The organism is Pseudomonas chaetocerotis (genome assembly GCF_015712105.2).
In the GTDB taxonomy this organism is placed as follows: domain Bacteria; phylum Pseudomonadota; class Gammaproteobacteria; order Pseudomonadales; family Pseudomonadaceae; genus Aquipseudomonas; species Aquipseudomonas chaetocerotis.
On sequence record NZ_JACFYX020000003.1, the window covers coordinates 119,936 to 136,239 of the forward strand.

19 protein-coding genes are annotated in these 16,304 nt (G+C 61.7%); 11 read left to right on the top strand and 8 right to left on the bottom strand.

The genetic code is table 11. From position 1 onward, the window contains the following. Positions 1–48: 48 nt before the first annotated feature. The gene (locus H3221_RS06790; protein ID WP_196473556.1) at positions 49–1,212 is read left to right on the top strand and encodes a 1-acyl-sn-glycerol-3-phosphate acyltransferase; all 1,164 of its coding nucleotides are present in this window, start codon (positions 49–51) and stop codon (positions 1,210–1,212) included. Positions 1,213–1,276: 64 nt separating this feature from the next. Here the strand turns inward: H3221_RS06790 and H3221_RS06795 are convergent, their stop codons facing one another. Further along, positions 1,277–1,552, bottom strand: a complete 276-nt coding sequence (locus H3221_RS06795; protein ID WP_196473555.1) for a hypothetical protein — start codon at positions 1,550–1,552, stop codon at positions 1,277–1,279. Between the two features lie 274 nt (positions 1,553–1,826). Between H3221_RS06795 and H3221_RS06800 the strand changes: the two genes are divergently transcribed. Next, positions 1,827–2,033 (top strand): hypothetical protein, encoded by a 207-nt coding sequence (locus H3221_RS06800; protein WP_196473554.1) that lies wholly within the window; start codon positions 1,827–1,829, stop codon positions 2,031–2,033. Between the two features lie 61 nt (positions 2,034–2,094). Here the strand turns inward: H3221_RS06800 and H3221_RS06805 are convergent, their stop codons facing one another. Then, entirely contained in the window at positions 2,095–2,679 is a 585-nt protein-coding gene (locus H3221_RS06805; RefSeq protein WP_192980714.1) for a YajG family lipoprotein, read from the bottom strand. 166 nt (positions 2,680–2,845) lie between these two features. On the opposite strand from H3221_RS06805, the gene H3221_RS06810 reads away from it, so the two are divergent. Beyond that, the gene (locus tag H3221_RS06810; RefSeq protein ID WP_160017227.1) at positions 2,846–3,076 is read left to right on the top strand and encodes a hypothetical protein; all 231 of its coding nucleotides are present in this window, start codon (positions 2,846–2,848) and stop codon (positions 3,074–3,076) included. 461 nt (positions 3,077–3,537) lie between these two features. After that, positions 3,538–5,037 carry a malate dehydrogenase (quinone) gene (gene mqo / locus H3221_RS06815; RefSeq protein ID WP_196473553.1) on the top strand — a complete coding sequence of 500 codons (1,500 nt, stop codon included), beginning with the start codon at positions 3,538–3,540 and terminating at the stop codon, positions 5,035–5,037. Positions 5,038–5,140: 103 nt separating this feature from the next. Here mqo and H3221_RS06820 read toward each other — a convergent pair whose 3' ends face one another. The 5 genes from H3221_RS06820 to rplU form a co-directional block, all read right to left on the bottom strand. After that, positions 5,141–5,602, bottom strand: a complete 462-nt coding sequence (locus H3221_RS06820) for a CreA family protein (protein WP_196473552.1) — start codon at positions 5,600–5,602, stop codon at positions 5,141–5,143. Positions 5,603–5,613: 11 nt separating this feature from the next. Next, positions 5,614–6,732, bottom strand: a complete 1,119-nt coding sequence (proB, locus tag H3221_RS06825) for a glutamate 5-kinase (protein ID WP_160017224.1) — start codon at positions 6,730–6,732, stop codon at positions 5,614–5,616. Between the two features lie 81 nt (positions 6,733–6,813). Further along, the gene (gene cgtA / locus H3221_RS06830) at positions 6,814–8,034 is read right to left on the bottom strand and encodes an Obg family GTPase CgtA (RefSeq protein ID WP_106733579.1); all 1,221 of its coding nucleotides are present in this window, start codon (positions 8,032–8,034) and stop codon (positions 6,814–6,816) included. A gap of 242 nt (positions 8,035–8,276) precedes the next feature. Then, positions 8,277–8,534: a 50S ribosomal protein L27 gene (gene rpmA / locus H3221_RS06835; protein ID WP_004424545.1), complete on the bottom strand. Its 258-nt coding sequence runs from the start codon at positions 8,532–8,534 to the stop codon at positions 8,277–8,279. Between the two features lie 36 nt (positions 8,535–8,570). Then, positions 8,571–8,882: a 50S ribosomal protein L21 gene (rplU, locus tag H3221_RS06840; protein WP_004424548.1), complete on the bottom strand. Its 312-nt coding sequence runs from the start codon at positions 8,880–8,882 to the stop codon at positions 8,571–8,573. Positions 8,883–9,128: 246 nt separating this feature from the next. On the opposite strand from rplU, the gene H3221_RS06845 reads away from it, so the two are divergent. After that, positions 9,129–10,097 carry a polyprenyl synthetase family protein gene (locus H3221_RS06845; protein WP_196473551.1) on the top strand — a complete coding sequence of 323 codons (969 nt, stop codon included), beginning with the start codon at positions 9,129–9,131 and terminating at the stop codon, positions 10,095–10,097. Positions 10,098–10,230: 133 nt separating this feature from the next. Here H3221_RS06845 and H3221_RS06850 read toward each other — a convergent pair whose 3' ends face one another. After that, entirely contained in the window at positions 10,231–10,989 is a 759-nt protein-coding gene (locus tag H3221_RS06850; RefSeq protein ID WP_196473550.1) for an SDR family oxidoreductase, read from the bottom strand. A 108-nt stretch (positions 10,990–11,097) separates the two neighbouring features. Here H3221_RS06850 and H3221_RS06855 point away from each other — a divergent pair, with 108 nt between their 5' ends. The 6 genes from H3221_RS06855 (at position 11,098) to H3221_RS06880 (ending at position 16,161) form a co-directional block, all read left to right on the top strand. Further along, positions 11,098–11,826, top strand: coding sequence for a HugZ family pyridoxamine 5'-phosphate oxidase (locus H3221_RS06855; RefSeq protein WP_196473549.1), 729 nt, complete (start codon positions 11,098–11,100; stop codon positions 11,824–11,826). Positions 11,827–11,897: 71 nt separating this feature from the next. Then, positions 11,898–12,347, top strand: a complete 450-nt coding sequence (locus H3221_RS06860) for an FxsA family protein (protein ID WP_196473548.1) — start codon at positions 11,898–11,900, stop codon at positions 12,345–12,347. A gap of 314 nt (positions 12,348–12,661) precedes the next feature. Further along, a complete protein-coding gene (locus H3221_RS06865) occupies positions 12,662–12,955 on the top strand; it encodes a co-chaperone GroES (protein ID WP_017675400.1) in 294 nt (97 codons plus the stop codon). A 49-nt stretch (positions 12,956–13,004) separates the two neighbouring features. Beyond that, positions 13,005–14,651: a chaperonin GroEL gene (gene groL, locus H3221_RS06870; protein ID WP_074679360.1), complete on the top strand. Its 1,647-nt coding sequence runs from the start codon at positions 13,005–13,007 to the stop codon at positions 14,649–14,651. Between the two features lie 210 nt (positions 14,652–14,861). Further along, positions 14,862–15,566: a lipopolysaccharide kinase InaA family protein gene (locus tag H3221_RS06875; RefSeq protein WP_196473547.1), complete on the top strand. Its 705-nt coding sequence runs from the start codon at positions 14,862–14,864 to the stop codon at positions 15,564–15,566. Between the two features lie 358 nt (positions 15,567–15,924). After that, on the top strand, positions 15,925–16,161 hold the full coding sequence (locus tag H3221_RS06880; protein ID WP_160017218.1) for a hypothetical protein: 237 nt from the start codon (positions 15,925–15,927) through the stop codon (positions 16,159–16,161). The last annotated feature ends 143 nt before the right edge of the window (positions 16,162–16,304 follow it).

Sequence of the window (16,304 nt, forward strand, 5' to 3'; positions counted from 1 at the left end):
GTTTAAGCAGACACCCTTTCAACCTTAGCCGTTCTAGAACAAGAGAGCATGATGGGCGCATTCGATGCCATCCGACCCTATGCCGATGCAGAAGTGCGCCCCGTACTGGCGCGCCTGCTCGCCGACCCGGCGTTTCTCGGCACCCTCACCCGTTTTCGCTTCCCGCGCCTGGCCGGGCCGTTGGGCTGGCTGCTCAAGCCGCTGATCGCCGCACGCCTGCGCAGCGAGTTCGCCAGCGTCGACTCGGTCACCAAGCTACAAGAGAAGATCGAGCCCTACATCGACCGCACCATCGAGCACGCCAGTGATGGCATCAGCTATTCCGGCCTGGAACACCTGCAGCCCGGCAAGCCCTACCTGTACCTGGCCAACCACCGCGACATCGTCATGGACCCGGCCTTCGTCAATTACGCCGTCTACCATGCCGGCCTGCAGACGCCACGTATCGCCATCGGCGACAACCTGTTGCAGCGTCCCTTCGTCAGCGACCTGATGCGCCTGAACAAGAGTTTCATCGTGCACCGCTCGATCAGCGGGCGACGCGAGAAGCTGGCGGCCTATCAACTGCTCTCGGCCTATATCAACCACTCGATCCGCAATGATGGCGAGTCGATCTGGATCGCCCAGGCCGAGGGGCGCGCCAAGGACGGTGACGACCGTACCGACTCGGCCATCCTCAAGATGTTCCACATGAGCCGCAAGGACGAGCCGTTCGCAGACGTGATCGCGTCGCTGAACCTGATCCCGGTGTCGATCAGCTACGAGTACGATCCTTGCGACCTGGCCAAGGCCCGCGAACTGTGCGTGCGTGCCACCACGGGCAGCTATACCAAGGCGCCGGGCGAAGACGACGCCAGCATCGCCCTGGGCATCACCGGTTACAAAGGGCGCGTGCACCTGCACTTCAGTCCGCCTGTCGCTGGCCTGGAAGACACCAAGCAGCTTGCACAGGAGATGGATCGTCACATTCTCGGCCAGTATCGCCTGTTCCCCGTGCACTACCTGGCCTACGCCATGTGGGAAGGCCGCGAGGCAGAGCTCAACGTACCAGCAGCAAGCGACATGTTCGATGCCGCAGAGCTGGCCAAGGCCGAAGCGCAGTGGAACAAACGCCTGGCCGCCTGCAGCGCCGAAGAAAAGCCGTTCCTGATCCTGCAGTACGCCAATCCGGTGCGGAACCAGTACCGGATCAAGGCGGGGCTCCCCCTGTAAAAACCCCGAGCTACAAGCGAAAACGGCAGCCATCTGGCTGCCGTTGTCGTTTATCACCCAGGTGTCAAAACCGCGTGCTGGCCCAGGACAGTATCAGGGCTGCGCCCAGGCAGACGGCACCGAAACGATAGAAGAAGCGATTGATCCGCAGGGTGCGCTCATCCTGAATCTCGGCTTCATCCAGCTCGCCCTGAGCCAGCACTCGCGCCATACCGCGCTGCTCACGCAAGCGGGTCATCAGACACAGCCAGGCACCGGCTACAGCGAAGAACAATGCCAACGAATTGACCGCTCCGGCCGGATGGGCGAGAAACAGCGACCACAACACCTGCAGCGACATGCAACACCTCGGGAACAGCATGGTGCAGCCACCCCGCCACTGCACCAGAATGGGGATTTTTGCCGAGAAACGGTACGTCTCAGCTCTCGAAAAGTCGTCGCGCAGTGTACTGAAATACCGCTTTTATAAGGTTCGTTTCCGACGAACGCAGCCCGCTATCCCGAAATCGTCTGAAAACTGTCATATGTCTGGCCTAGGGTTTGTATCTCCAACAGTGACCAAGCAGTCACGACTGTTACTGGAGCCAAAACCCAACGTCCCTGGAGGACCTGCCATGCTTAATTCACAACCGCTGGATCGCGATTACCTGATCGACTCGCTGGATGAAGTAAACGCCGTGGTCGACGAACTCTCCTTCAACGTGCAGGATCAGCACTGGCTGGTGTACTGCGCCCTTGGCGGCCATGAGCATTACGACCTGCCGGACATCGACAACCGTACCGGCATGAGCCTGCCAGAGTTCTACGCGGAAGCAGCATGAAGACCCAGGACAAATGAAAACGCCCCGCAATGCGGGGCGTTTTTCGTAGCGTCGCCAGCAACTACTGAAGCAGAACCTGGCCGATGGTCGGGTCCTTGAACGCGCGGGTCAGCGCGTCGCTGAGCACGTCACCCACCAGCTTGGTGTTGGTCTGCTGGTTCGGTGCGGTGCCGAAGCGCTGGTTCAGCGAGGCGCCGTAACGGCCGGTATAACGGCGGCTGCCACCTTGCACGTCGGCACGAATGGAGGCGGAGATATCTGCCTCGGTGACGTACATACCCTCTTTGGGCGACTGATACTTCAGTTCCGCCAGGGTGATGGTCAGCTGTGGCGCGTTGTAGGCGTTGGCCGACGGGGTGAAGCCGAGCAGGCGTACAGCAGCCTCGGCCTCAGCCTGCAGCCTGGGCAGCACATATTCAGGGCTGACGCTGATGGAACTGGTTTCAGGGTACAGGCCGCCGCGGGTGCCAAGCACCGGCGAAGGACGGCCGTCGACCACACGCACCACCACCGGCTGGCCCTGACCCACAGCGGTCAGCGAGCTGGTGAGCTTGGGTTGCGGGGTGAGTTGCTGAGGGCTGAGGGCGCAACCGGCCAGAGTCAGGCTGGCGGCAGCAAGCAAGGCGATCAACGCACGGTGCAGCATGCTCATCTCTCCGAGTGAGGTAAAAGTGGCCGGCAGTATACCCAGCGCGGCCTGAGGCCGACAGTAGTGCCGCATAGGACCGTCAGCACAGCGTTGCGGTTCCTGTCATCAGTCTGTCACCGCGCCCTGGCATAAAAGTACCTGTCAATTCGCCGGAGCCTTCGCCATGCTTTTGCGCCGCCTGTTCAGCCGCGCTCGCCCGATACGCCACTTTGCCCTGATCGATGGTGAGGGTCTTTGCCGCGCCCTGCGGCAGATGCAGGAACACCCGAGCCAGGCTGGCTGGGTGGAAGTTCACGAGCCGAGCATCACCTGGTTGGGCTGCCACCTGCCCGCCGGTGCCCGGATCACCCCGGTCGTCACACACGCACCAGCCGCTCGCCCGTTGGCGGCCTGACCGGCGGAAGAATAAAAGTCACGCAGGGGCGACCAATTTCCCCTCATTCACCGTTATAATCGCGCCCCGATTATAAGGACGTCTCCTGATCGGGCCGCACGACCTCGCCGATGCAACGTCATCGCCCCGCCCCAGAGAGTCGCCCACTTCGAGCTGCCGCTTCCGGCCAGCCGCTTTCAGCCCATATGCAGAGCCGATAGCAGCCATGCGTTGCATGATTTGCACGGGCAAAAGCGTGCCGAGGCAGTCGAGCTTTTGAGGTTCACCGCTCCAAAAGAGCGTGAAAAAACGGTTTTTACAACTTCACAAGAGTGTGGCGAACAAATGAACAGTTTTGCGTCCGCAAATCCCAGCCTTGACCCTCCCCGCCGAACGACAGGGCATCACGCCTGAGTCTGCCGGTATCGCCCTGAAAGGCCGAACGGCCGTCCATCTGGTGCAGTTTTCTTGGAGAGAGGTTAATGGCGCATAACGATTACCAAAGCGTAGATGTGGTGCTGGTTGGCGCTGGCATCATGAGCGCGACCCTGGGCGTGCTGCTCAAGGAACTCAACCCCGGCATCACGCTGGAAGTGGTAGAGCTGCGCGAGTCCGGCGCAGTGGAAAGCTCCAACCCCTGGAACAACGCCGGCACCGGTCACGCCGCGCTGTGCGAGCTGAACTACACCCCGGAAGGCGCTGACGGCAGCATCGACATCAAGAAGTCGGTGAGCATCAACGCCCAGTTCGAGGAGTCCAAGCAGTTCTGGGCTTACCTGATCGAAAAAGGCGCGATCAACTCGCCGAAGACCTTCATCAACCCGGTCCCGCACATGAGCTTCGTGCGCGGTGAAAGCGGCATCGCCTTCCTCAAGAAGCGTTTCGAGGCCCTGCGTCAGCATCACGCCTTCACCGAGATGGAGTACACCGAGGATCGCGCCACCATCGCCGAATGGGCGCCGCTGCTGATCCCGGGTCGTGATAGCAACGAGCCGCTGGCGATGACCCGTGTGCAGGCCGGTACCGACGTCAACTTCGGCGCGGTCACCGAGCAGATGCTCGCCTACCTGACCACGCAGCCCAACGCCAAGGTCACCTGCAACCAGAGGGTCACCGACCTCAAGCGCGACGGTGAAGGCTGGCTGGTGGACATCAAGGACACCCGCTCCGGCGCCACGCGCAAGCTCAAGAGCAAGTTCGTCTTCCTCGGTGCTGGCGGCGGCGCGCTGCCGCTGCTGCAACTGTCCGGCATCCCAGAAGGCAAAGGCTTTGGCGGCTTCCCGGTGAGTGGTCAGTGGCTGCGTTGCGACAACCCGGAAATCGTCAAGCAGCACCAGGCCAAGGTCTATAGCCAGGCTGCCGTAGGCTCGCCGCCGATGTCCGTGCCGCACCTCGATACCCGCGTAGTGGACGGCAAGAAATCTCTGCTGTTCGGCCCGTACGCCGGCTTCACCACCAAGTTCCTCAAGCACGGCTCGTTCCTCGACCTGCCGCTGTCGGTACGCCCCAACAACCTCGGCCCGATGCTGGCGGTGGCGCGCGACAACCTGGACCTGACCCGCTACCTGATCAAGGAAGTGATGCAGTCCGAGGAACAGCGCCTGAACACCCTGCGCGGCTTCTACCCCGAAGCCAAGGCAGAGGACTGGCGCCTGGAAGTGGCTGGCCAGCGCGTGCAGATCATCAAGAAGGACAGCAAGAACGGCGGCGTGCTGCAGTTCGGTACCGAACTGGTGGCTGCAGCCGACGGCACCATCGCCGCATTGCTCGGCGCCTCGCCGGGTGCATCGGTCACTGTGTCGATCATGCTCGACCTGATCCGTCGCTGCTTCCCCGAGCAGGCCAAGAGCGAAGACTGGCGCAGCAAGCTGGACCAGATCTTCCCGGCCATGGCCGATGTTCTGTCCAACGACGCCGAGCGCTACCACGAAGTGCAAACGCAATCGAACCAGCGCCTGCAGCTGGATACCCCCAGCGCCTGATCATCGCGCATGAAAAAACCGCCCTTCGGGGCGGTTTTCTTTTAGACGCGGGGTGCGCCTTGCGCACCATCATGCATGGGATGTTCGGCGCGCACGGCGCACCCTACGGTTGGCCCCAGGGCAGGATCGGAATGGCTGTCACCGCATTCTGCGGGCTGCCCTCGATCACCCGGTCGCTGTAGACCAGATACACCAGCGTGTTGCGCTTGCTGTCGAAGAAACGCACCACCTGCATGGTCTTGAACACCAGCGAAGTGCGCTCCTTGAACACCTCCTCACCGTCCTTGAGCGTGCCCTTGAATGCAATGGGGCCGACCTGGCGGCAGGCGATGGAGGCTTCGGCACGATCCTCGGCCAACCCCAGCCCCCCCTTCACTCCGCCGGTCTTGGCGCGCGACAGGTAGCAGGTCACCCCATCAACCTTGGGGTCATCGAATGCCTCGACGACGATCTTGTCGTTGGGCCCGACCCATTTGAACACCGTCGACACCTCACCGATGGTTTCGGCCAGCGCCAGGCCAGGCAGCATCAGCACACCCAAGGCAATACCCTTGAACAGTCGCATGAGCGTCTCCTTCATACGAGGATCAGATTGTCGCGGTGCACCAGTTCCGGTTCATCGACATAGCCCAGCAGCTTCTCGATGGCGTCCGACGGCTGGCCGATGATCTTCTGTGCTTCCAGCGCACTGTAGTTGACCAGGCCGCGCGCGATCTCACGGCCGTCAGGCGATACGCAGACCACCATCTCGCCACGGCGGAAGCTACCCTGCACAGCCTTCACGCCGACCGGCAGCAGGCTCTTGCGATCCTGGCTCAGCGCCTTGACCGCACCGGCATCCAGCACCAGCGTGCCACGGGTCTGCAGGTGGCCAGCCAGCCATTGCTTGCGCGCCGCCAGCAAGCCACGCTCGGGGGCCAGCAGCGTGCCCAAGCGTTCGCCAGCCTTGAGCCGCGCCAGCACCTGCTCGATGGCACCACCGACGATCACCGTATGCGCGCCGGAGCGCGCAGCCAGACGCGAGGCGCGCAACTTCGTCTGCATGCCGCCACGCCCCAGCGCACCACCGACGCCACCGGCCACCGCATCCAGTGCCGGATCATCGGCGCGGGCTTCGAAGATCAGTTCAGCATCGGGGTTGTGGCGCGGGTCGGCGTTGTACATGCCGTCGCGGTCGGTGAGGATCACCAGCAGATCGGCTTCCACCAGGTTGGCCACCAGCGCGGCCAGGGTGTCGTTGTCGCCGAAGCGGATTTCATCGGTGACCACGGTGTCGTTCTCGTTGATCACCGGGATCACGTCGAGATTCACCAAGGTGCGCAAGGTGCTGCGCGCGTTGAGATAGCGCTTGCGGTCGGAGAGATCGTCGTGCGTCAGCAGCACCTGTGCGGTACGGCGGCCGTGTTCGGCAAAGCTCGACTCCCAGGCCTGCACCAGGGCCATCTGGCCAATGGCGGCAGCGGCCTGCAGCTCGTGCATCGCGCTCGGTCGGCTGGTCCAGCCCAGGCGGCTCATACCGGCCGCCACAGCGCCGGAGGACACCAGCACCAGCTCCACGCCCTGCTCCCGCAGCGCGACCATCTGCTTGACCCACACCGCCATGGCCGCACGATCCAGGCCACGCCCATCGGCGGTCAGCAGCGCACTGCCGATCTTCACCACCCAGCGCCGCGCGCCGGTCACCTTGTCACGCATGATCTTCCAACCTTAGCCAGAAAATGATGGGGTCCACCCCACCTACAAAAACGCCGCAATTAAGCGGCGTTGGAAATTTGCTTAATCCCGGACGTAAATGATTTCCGGGCCATCGTCGTCTTCTTCGTCGAGGAAGTCATCGTCCTCGTCGATATCATCGACACTGCGCACACCGGATTTACGCAGCGCACGCTGATCGTCCAGTGCCTGCAGACGGGCACGCGCCTCGTCTTCGATGCGCTGATCCAGCTCGGCCAGCTCCTCGGCGAATACCGGGTCCTCGGCGATGCGCTCGGCACGTACCTCCAGGTAATGCATGATGTCGCGGCTGATGCGCTCGGTGCCGTCGCGGCTGATGGCCGAAACCACGTAAACCGGACCCTGCCAGTTCAGACGGGCAACGATATCGGCCTTGCGTGCTTCACGCTCGTCCTCGGGCACCTGGTCCATCTTGTTCAGCACCAGCCAGCGATCGCGCTCGGCCAACGCCGGGCTGAAGCGCCCCAGCTCGTCGATGATGACCTGTGCAGCCTCGGCCGGATCGCTCTCGTCCAGCGGCGCCATGTCCACCAGATGCAGCAGCAGGCGAGTACGCGCCAGGTGCTTGAGGAAGCGAATACCCAGGCCAGCACCGTCCGAAGCGCCTTCGATCAGCCCCGGAATGTCGGCGACGACGAAGCTCTTGAAGCGATCGACGCTGACCACGCCCAGGTTCGGCACCAGGGTGGTGAAGGGGTAATCGGCGACTTTCGGCTTGGCAGCGGAAACGGCGCGAATGAAGGTGCTCTTGCCGGCATTGGGCAGGCCGAGCAGACCGACGTCGGCCAGCACTTTCAGCTCGAGCTTGAGATCGCGCGACTCGCCCGGTTTGCCCGGCGTGGTCTGGCGCGGCGCACGGTTGGTACTGGACTTGAAGCGGGTGTTGCCCAGGCCGTGCCAGCCACCTTGGGCAACCATCAGGCGTTGACCTGCCTTGACCAGGTCACCAATCACTTCCTGAGTAGCCACATCGATCACCGTGGTGCCGACCGGTACCGGCAGGATCAGATCCTCGCCTTTGGCCCCAGTGCAATCGGTGCTGCCACCCTTCTCGCCATTCTGCGCGTTGAATTTACGCGTATAGCGGTAATCGATCAGGGTGTTGAGGTTGGCGTCGGCCTCGAGGAATACCGAGCCGCCGTCGCCACCGTCGCCACCGTTGGGGCCGCCTTTCTCGATGAATTTCTCGCGACGGAAGGCCATCATGCCGTTACCGCCGTCACCGGCTTTTACAAAAATCGAAACTTCGTCGACAAATTTCATGGATACGCCTCCCGCAAGCGCTGCGGGTCAACAGAACAACGTAAAGGCCCTTGCCGGATGACCCCACGCAAACAGCGTGGCGTTACGGGTGATCGGGCAAGAACCCAAGGATACAGAAACAAAAAAAACGCCTGGAGCGTTTTTTAACGTCGCTTGCGACGGCCCGGAGGGTTGCCGCCATGGACGGCGGGCCAATAAAAAAGCCCCGTCCTACGGACAGGGCTTTTCCAGCGCGTAGGCGATTAGGCCTGAACGACGCTCACGTAGCGACGGCCGAAAGCGCCCTTCACTTCGAACTTGACCACGCCTTCGACTTTAGCGAAGAGGGTGTGGTCTTTGCCCATGCCCACGCCGAAACCGGCATGGAACTCGGTGCCGCGCTGACGAACGATGATGTTGCCGGCCTTGATGACCTGACCACCATACATTTTCACGCCAAGGCGTTTACTTTCGGAATCGCGGCCGTTACGGGTAGAACCGCCAGCTTTTTTGTGTGCCATGAGTCAATACTCCTATAAAGGATCGGGGCCGACGAATCAGGCCTGGATACCGGTGATTTTGATCTCAGTGAACCACTGACGGTGGCCCTGACGCTTCATGTGGTGCTTACGACGGCGGAACTTGATGATGCGCACTTTGTCGTGACGGCCTTGCGAAACGACTTCGGCAACCACTTTAGCGCCATCTACGACCGGAGCGCCGATCTGAACGTCGTCGCCATTGCCGATCAGCAGAACGCGATCGAAAGTCACGGCTTCGCCGGTGGCGACTTCGAGCTTCTCGATCTTGAGGAATTCGCCTTCGGTGACCTTGTATTGCTTGCCACCAGTAACAATTACTGCGTACATGGTAAATCTCCGTTGATCCTGCTCACCCAGCGCTTTAGAAAAGTCGTTATTGGCTGGCATGGCTGCTTGGGGCCGGAAGTGACACCCTTGCAATTGCGTAAGGCAGGGAAATGCCCAGGGGGAAGTTCAGGGTGCGCGATTGTACGCAAGCGCAGACCGCTTCGCAAGGCCCACAGGCACTTGCCTTGACAGCCCCCACCCCGCCACCTAGCATGCCGCGCAACCTCAAAGGAGCACCTGTCGCCGATGCAACCCCAGGCTTTCTACCGCGTGGTAGCGGACGATTTCACCGCCGTCGATGGCATCATTCGCCAACAGGTGGTTTCCCGCGTGCCGCTGGTGGAAAAGATCGGCGACTATATCATTTCCGCTGGCGGCAAACGCCTGCGCCCGCTGCTGGTGCTGCTCAGCGGTCGCGCGCTGGGCTACCAGGCCGACGACCTGCGCCTGCTGGCCGCCACCATCGAGTTTCTGCATACCGCCACTCTGCTGCATGATGACGTGGTCGACATGTCCGACATGCGCCGTGGCCGCAGCACCGCCAATGCCCAGTGGGGCAACGCACCGAGCGTACTGGTGGGCGACTTCCTTTATTCACGCTCGTTCGAAATGATGGTCGAGCTCGGCTCCATGCCGGTGATGAAGATTCTCTCCCACGCCACGCGAGTGATCGCCGAAGGCGAAGTGCTGCAACTGTCCAAGGTACGCGACGCCAGCACCACGGAAGAGACCTACATGGAAGTCATCCGCGGCAAGACCGCGATGCTGTTCGAAGCCTCGACTCATGCCGCCGCCGCGCTGGCCGGCGCCAACGAAGCGCAACGCGAAGCCCTGCGCACCTTCGGCGATCACCTGGGCATCGCCTTCCAACTGGTCGACGACCTGCTCGACTACAAGGGTGACGCAGCCGAGCTGGGCAAGAACGTCGGTGATGATCTCGCCGAGGGCAAGCCGACGCTGCCGCTGATCTACACCATGCGTGAAGGCACCGAGGAACAGGCAGCACTGGTGCGCCGCGCGATTCAGAAAGGCGGTATCGAAGACCTGGAAAGCATCCGCGCCGCCGTGGATGCCGCCGGCGCTCTGGATTACACCGCCAGGCTCGCTCGCGACTACGCCGAACGCGCAGTTGCCTGCCTGGAAGTGCTGCCGACCGGGGAATATCGCGAGGCACTGGTCGAGCTGAGCCGTTTCGCTGTCGCTCGCACGCATTGAAAGCAGCGGTGCGCACGGCGCATCCTACGGAAAGTCGCGTGCATCATGCCCACAGGGTGCGCCGTGCGCACCCGCTGCCAGAAACGAAAACGCCCCGAACCAGTCGGGGCGTTTTGCGTTCAGGCCTGGCGGATTACAGACGCAGACCGCCGTCCAGCTCCAGAATGCGACCGGTGTAGTAGTCGTTTTCCAGAATGTAGGCCACCGAGTGCGCGATCTCGGCCGGCTTGCCCATGCGCTTGAGCGGAATGCCCGAGGTCATCTTCTCCAGCGCTTCCGGCTTCATGCTGCTGGTCATCTCGGTCTCGATGAAGCCCGGTGCCACGCCTGCCACGCGAATACCGTAACGCGCCAGCTCCTTGGCCCAGACCACGGTGTCGGCAGCGACGCCGGCCTTGGCAGCGGAGTAGTTGGCCTGCCCCATGTTGCCCGCGCGGGAAATGGAAGAGATGTTGACGATCGCGCCCTCATTCTTCAGTTCGATCATCTTAGCCGCCACTTCACGCGTGCAGAGGAACACACCGGTCAGGTTGACATCGATCACCGCCTGCCACTGCGCCAGGCTCATCTTGGTCATTTCGCCATCCTTCACGCGGATGGTCAGGCCATCGCGCAGGATGCCGGCGTTGTTGACCAGCCCGTTGATGGCGCCGAAGTCATCGGCCACCTGGGCGACCATATGGGTCACCTGCTCTTCATCGGCCACGTTGCACAGATAGGCGCGGGCATCGCCACCGGCGGCCTTGCAGGCAGCCACTGCTTCGTCGAGTTTTTCCTGGTTCAGATCGACCAGCGCCAGCCTGGCGCCCTTGGCTGCCAGGTACTCACCCATGGCGCGGCCCAGTCCCTGGCAACCGCCAGTGATGATGATGACTTTGTCTTTCAGTTGCATCGCTTTATCCCCTCAAGGTGCAGCATTTACCGACCCCGCTGATGCCCGCTAACCGCTATGCTAGGGCGTCTGTCCGTTTCTGACGGATTCTTTGCGAGGAGTCATAAGGTGAGCGTGAAAGCCGGCAAGCATGCACGAGAATTGCTGCTCAAGGAATACCGTGGCGTGCTCAGCACCCACTCCAAGGCCATGCCGGGTTTCCCTTTCGGATCGGTGGTGCCCTACTGCCTGGACGCCGAAGGCCGCCCACTGATCCTGATCAGCCGCATCGCCCAGCACACCCATAATCTCGGGCAGGACGCCAAATGTTCGCTACTGGTCGGCGAACGTGGCGCAGAGGATGTGCAGGCGGTCGGCCGCCTCACTTTGCTCGCCGTAGCACGACAGTTGCATGACGAAAGCGAAATCGAAGCGGCCGCACAGCGTTATTACCGTTTTTTCCCCCAGTCGCGCGACTACCATCGGGCGCATGATTTCGATTTCTGGCGCCTGGAGCCGGTGCGCTGGCGCTTCATCGGCGGTTTCGGCGCCATTCACTGGATCGACCAGGTCGCCCTGGCCAATCCCTTCGCGACAGACGGCAGCGAAGCGAGCATGGTCGAGCACATGAACGACGATCACGCCAAGGCCATCACGCATTACGTCGAACTGGCCGGCCTGCCGCAGCACGAACCCGCGCAGATGGTCGGTGTCGACAGGGAAGGCTTCCATCTACGCATTGGCCAGAGCCTCTACTGGCTGGCCTTTCCAACATCCTGCGACAACCCGGGACAGGTGCGTGAAGCCCTGGTAAAGCTGGCTCGCGCCGAGAGCTGGCCGACCGATGATTTGGCTTAAGCTTGAATTCAGACCATCACCCCATACTTACTCCCTATTGGAAGCTCGCTTCCGCCAAGGACCCTCTGAAAATGCGCGCGTTTCTGTTTCTTTTCCTGCTGTTCCCGATCATCGAGCTGGCCTTGCTGATCAAGGTTGGCAGCGCCATTGGCGTGCTGCCCACGCTCCTGCTGGTGATCGGCACCGCCATCCTCGGCAGCGTGCTGCTGCGCGTTGCAGGTGTCGCCACAGCCTGGCGCGCCCGTGAAAAACTTTCGCGCGGCGAGCTGCCCGAGCAGGAAATGCTCGAAGGTTTGCTGATCGCAGTCGGCGGTGGCCTGCTGCTGCTGCCGGGCTTCATCAGCGACATCTTCGGTGTGCTCTGCCTGATTCCCTTCACCCGTCGCCTCGTGGTGGGCAAGATTCGCCGCCGCGCCGAGGAGCAGGCCCTGCGCCAACGCGCCTTCTTCGATGACCAAGCCGCCCGTTCCGGGCAAACCCGCCCCAATGTACTCGAAGGCGAGTACGAGCGCCGCGACTGAGCATGCTGCGCAGCTTGTCGGCGATCCCCCCCAGAGGCTGATCACCGGCAAGCCGGCTCTTGCTCGATAGCACCACTGACGCCGAGCCGGCCCGTGCGATATCCCCTGCTCTTACGCAAAAAATTTCACCCCCGCCCCTTGAAATGCCTTTGCCCGCCCACATGTAGCAGTCACCGCAAGGTGCCTGCCCTCTGAGGCAGTCCGACTTTCGCGGTGCGCCCAGCGTGCCGCGCCCGGCCTCGCCGGATTTTACAAACCCGCCGACCAATCAAGAGTCGGCAAGTTGGCCATTCAATTGTTAGGAGAGATCGACAATGAAGCTTCGTCCTCTGCATGACCGCGTCGTGATCCGTCGCAGCGAAGAAGAGACCAAAACCGCAGGCGGCATCGTGCTGCCGGGTTCGGCCGCCGAGAAGCCGAACCAGGGTGAAGTCGTTGCCGTCGGTACCGGTAAGGTTCTGGATAACGGCGAAGTCCGTCCGCTGGCCGTCAAGGTCGGTGACAAGGTGGTATTCGGCCCTTACTCCGGCAGCAACACCGTCAAAGTCGACGGCGAAGACCTGCTGGTAATGGGCGAGAACGAAATCCTCGCTGTCGTCGAAGCCTGATTCCCACGAATCTCCGTTTTAACCTTCAAGAATTTGAGGACTGATCAACATGGCTGCTAAAGAAGTCAAGTTTGGCGATTCCGCCCGCAAGAAAATGCTCGTTGGTGTCAACGTACTGGCCGACGCCGTCAAAGCCACCCTCGGCCCGAAAGGCCGTAACGTGGTGCTGGCCAAATCCTTCGGAGCCCCGACCATCACCAAAGACGGTGTTTCGGTTGCCAAGGAAATCGAACTGAAAGACGCCTTCGAAAACATGGGCGCCCAGTTGGTCAAGGACGTAGCGTCCAAGGCCAACGACGCTGCCGGTGACGGCACCACCACCGCTACCGTTCTGGCTCAAGCCATCGTCAACGAAGGCCTGAAGTCCGTCGCTGCCGGCATGAACCCGATGGATCTGAAGCGCGGCATCGACAAGGCCACCATCGCCATCGTTGCCCAACTGAAAGAGCTGGCCAAGCCGTGCACCGACACCAAGGCCATCGCTCAGGTAGGCACCATCTCCGCCAACTCCGACCACTCCATCGGTGACATCATCGCCGAAGCCATGGAAAAGGTCGGTAAAGAAGGCGTCATCACCGTTGAAGAAGGCTCGGGCCTGGAAAACGAACTGTCCGTCGTAGAAGGCATGCAGTTCGACCGTGGCTACCTGTCGCCGTACTTCATCAACAAGCCGGACACCATGGTTGCCGAACTCGAAGGCCCGCTGCTGCTGCTGGTCGACAAGAAGATCAGCAACATCCGCGAACTGCTGCCGGTTCTGGAAGCCGTTGCCAAGGCTGGCCGTCCGCTGCTGATCGTGGCTGAAGACGTCGAAGGTGAAGCCCTGGCTACCCTGGTCGTCAACAACATGCGCGGCATCGTCAAAGTCGCAGCCGTCAAGGCTCCGGGCTTCGGCGACCGCCGCAAGGCCATGCTGCAGGACATCGCCATCCTGACCGGCGGTACCGTGATCTCCGAAGAAGTTGGCCTGTCCCTGGAAAGCGCCACCCTGGAGCACCTGGGTAACGCCAAGCGCGTCGTGCTGAACAAGGACAACACCACCATCATCGATGGTGCTGGTGCCCAGGTCGACATCGAAGCCCGCGTTGCACAGATCCGCAAGCAGGTCGAAGAAACCTCTTCCGACTACGACAAGGAGAAGCTGCAAGAGCGTCTGGCCAAACTGGCTGGCGGTGTTGCCGTGATCAAGGTTGGCGCAGCCACCGAAGTCGAGATGAAAGAGAAGAAAGCCCGTGTTGAAGACGCCCTGCACGCTACCCGCGCTGCTGTGGAAGAAGGCGTGGTACCTGGCGGTGGCGTGGCCCTGGTTCGCGCTCTGCTGGCCATCGACGAGCTGAAAGGCGACAACGAAGACCAGAACGTCGGTATCGCTCTGCTGCGCCGCGCTGTCGAAGCGCCGCTGCGTCAGATCGTTGCCAACGCCGGCGGCGAGCCGAGCGTAGTGGTCGACAAGGTCAAGCAGGGTTCGGGCAACTTCGGCTTCAACGCCGCTACCGACACCTACGGCGACATGATCGAGATGGGTATTCTCGACCCGGCCAAGGTCACCCGTTCGGCCCTGCAGGCTGCTGCCTCCATCGGCGGCCTGATGATCACCACCGAGGCCATGGTTGCCGAAGCGGCTGACGACAAGGCTCCGGCCATGCCTGACATGGGTGGCATGGGCGGTATGGGTGGCATGGGCGGCATGATGTAAGCCGACCGGCACCCTACGCAGTACCAAGAACCCCGCGCCTGTCGCGGGGTTTTTTATGCCCGATGAAAAGCGATACAGGCCGAAAAATCCGATGACATTGCCGGTGGACTCGGGAACGTTGTTTGCATATGTTTCGTTACCACCCTGAACGACGTAGCAGCCGTTCACGAGACGGCGCTGCGCCAACCTCCAAATAGAAGAACAAAAAATATGGCCCTTTGCAGTACGAGCGAAATCCCTCAGCAGGCATTCCAACACTGGTGGCAACAGCAAGGTGATTGGGTCGAAGAGCCCAACGTTCGCCGTGGCGGCGAGAGTGGCGTGCAGCGCCTACTGGATGAAACCGGCGTGCTCTACGCCAAGAAACAGATCGGCCACATCTATCGCAGCCTGCTGCACCCAAAAGGACGCCCGACCGTACTGCGCGAGCGCAGTGCATTGCTGGCTCTGGATGCACTCGGCGTGCCCGTTCCCCAGCTGATCTACTGCGGCGTCCAACACGACCCACAGCAAGGCTGGCGCGGCCTGCTGGTGACCGCAGAGCTCGAAGGCTTCATGGATATCGAAAGCTGGTACGCCAAAGGCGGCCGCGAAGCCTGTGGCGAAGCGGTACATGCCCGGCTGCTGCAACTTGTTGGCGCGACTCTGGCGCGTATGCATCTGGGGCGCTGGCAGCACGGTTGCCTGTATGCCAAACATATCTTCGTCAACCTTGTCGACGAAACGCCGCAGGTTGCTCTGCTGGATCTGGAGAAAAGCCGGCGCCGCCTGACTCGCGCCCGGGCCGCTCAGCACGACCTGTCTCAACTACGACGTCACAGCCCCTGGTCCGACGACGACTGGCAGCGACTGCTGCAGGGCTATCGCCAGATTTTCGCCGGTGGCGTCAAGGACCTCGGCACGTCTATTGCCTGAGTAAACGGCTGCCAGTCCAGGGCCGGCAGTGTTTTATCCGCAACACGTCGTTCCATCCGCATCATCCCCACCAGGAAGTGGCTCTACCTTGCACCTTTGCGCTGGGTAGCAAGAAAAGCTGCAGGCGATTGCAACTGCCAGGGCCGGCTGTTACAGGGGGCCGTAACAGGCACCTAAGGTTACGTCGATACGTTACCCGCACCATTGTTGAACCACCCAACAAGGCCCGTGTCCCAGCACAGCCCCGGCTGGTGTCAGCTACGCGCTAAGACCGTTCGTCGCATGAGACGACGACAAAGCAATGGGTGATCTAGGTTTAGCGAACAGCGTTTGGCAGCGCTTTCAAGGGGTTAGCAAAATGAAATTAGAAATAGCACGAGGTTTGTTCCTTGGCCTCGCACTCAGCGTAACGGCAATCGCTGCCGCAGCCTGGCAGGAGCCCGGCCCCCGCGTACTGGAAGCACAGGCCTGCACCGCTGTGCAACCCTGCTCAACCGCACCTTTGCGTAAGCAGGTACAACCCGCCGCCAAACCGGACGCCAACCTGCTTGTGCTGATGTTCGGCCTCAGTGGTGCGATGAAGGGCGAGCAGTAAGCCCCCACGATCAGGCCTCGCCAAGCGGGCTGATCTGCATCCGCAGGTGGCCCGCCAGGCGTCAGCTTCTGACACTTGCACCCATGCTGCTCGAGTAGCCGTACTGCTCATTCGTATCCCCCATTCCCCGCCCGACCGTCACA

What these genes read in the sequence shown, in the direction of transcription:
- H3221_RS06875 (WP_196473547.1), top strand. Translation starts at nt 14,862, where the DNA reads ATGGCCCTTTGCAGTACGAGCGAAATCCCTCAGCAGGCATTCCAACAC.
- proB (WP_160017224.1), bottom strand. Translation starts at nt 6,732, where the DNA reads ATGCGTGACAAGGTGACCGGCGCGCGGCGCTGGGTGGTGAAGATCGGC.
- H3221_RS06845 (WP_196473551.1), top strand. Translation starts at nt 9,129, where the DNA reads ATGCAACCCCAGGCTTTCTACCGCGTGGTAGCGGACGATTTCACCGCC.
- H3221_RS06880 (WP_160017218.1), top strand. Translation starts at nt 15,925, where the DNA reads ATGAAATTAGAAATAGCACGAGGTTTGTTCCTTGGCCTCGCACTCAGC.
- H3221_RS06865 (WP_017675400.1), top strand. Translation starts at nt 12,662, where the DNA reads ATGAAGCTTCGTCCTCTGCATGACCGCGTCGTGATCCGTCGCAGCGAA.
- cgtA (WP_106733579.1), bottom strand. Translation starts at nt 8,034, where the DNA reads ATGAAATTTGTCGACGAAGTTTCGATTTTTGTAAAAGCCGGTGACGGC.
- H3221_RS06805 (WP_192980714.1), bottom strand. Translation starts at nt 2,679, where the DNA reads ATGCTGCACCGTGCGTTGATCGCCTTGCTTGCTGCCGCCAGCCTGACT.
- groL (WP_074679360.1), top strand. Translation starts at nt 13,005, where the DNA reads ATGGCTGCTAAAGAAGTCAAGTTTGGCGATTCCGCCCGCAAGAAAATG.
- H3221_RS06790 (WP_196473556.1), top strand. Translation starts at nt 49, where the DNA reads ATGATGGGCGCATTCGATGCCATCCGACCCTATGCCGATGCAGAAGTG.
- rpmA (WP_004424545.1), bottom strand. Translation starts at nt 8,534, where the DNA reads ATGGCACACAAAAAAGCTGGCGGTTCTACCCGTAACGGCCGCGATTCC.
- H3221_RS06860 (WP_196473548.1), top strand. Translation starts at nt 11,898, where the DNA reads ATGCGCGCGTTTCTGTTTCTTTTCCTGCTGTTCCCGATCATCGAGCTG.
- mqo (WP_196473553.1), top strand. Translation starts at nt 3,538, where the DNA reads ATGGCGCATAACGATTACCAAAGCGTAGATGTGGTGCTGGTTGGCGCT.
- H3221_RS06810 (WP_160017227.1), top strand. Translation starts at nt 2,846, where the DNA reads ATGCTTTTGCGCCGCCTGTTCAGCCGCGCTCGCCCGATACGCCACTTT.
- H3221_RS06800 (WP_196473554.1), top strand. Translation starts at nt 1,827, where the DNA reads ATGCTTAATTCACAACCGCTGGATCGCGATTACCTGATCGACTCGCTG.
- rplU (WP_004424548.1), bottom strand. Translation starts at nt 8,882, where the DNA reads ATGTACGCAGTAATTGTTACTGGTGGCAAGCAATACAAGGTCACCGAA.
- H3221_RS06795 (WP_196473555.1), bottom strand. Translation starts at nt 1,552, where the DNA reads ATGTCGCTGCAGGTGTTGTGGTCGCTGTTTCTCGCCCATCCGGCCGGA.
- H3221_RS06820 (WP_196473552.1), bottom strand. Translation starts at nt 5,602, where the DNA reads ATGCGACTGTTCAAGGGTATTGCCTTGGGTGTGCTGATGCTGCCTGGC.
- H3221_RS06850 (WP_196473550.1), bottom strand. Translation starts at nt 10,989, where the DNA reads ATGCAACTGAAAGACAAAGTCATCATCATCACTGGCGGTTGCCAGGGA.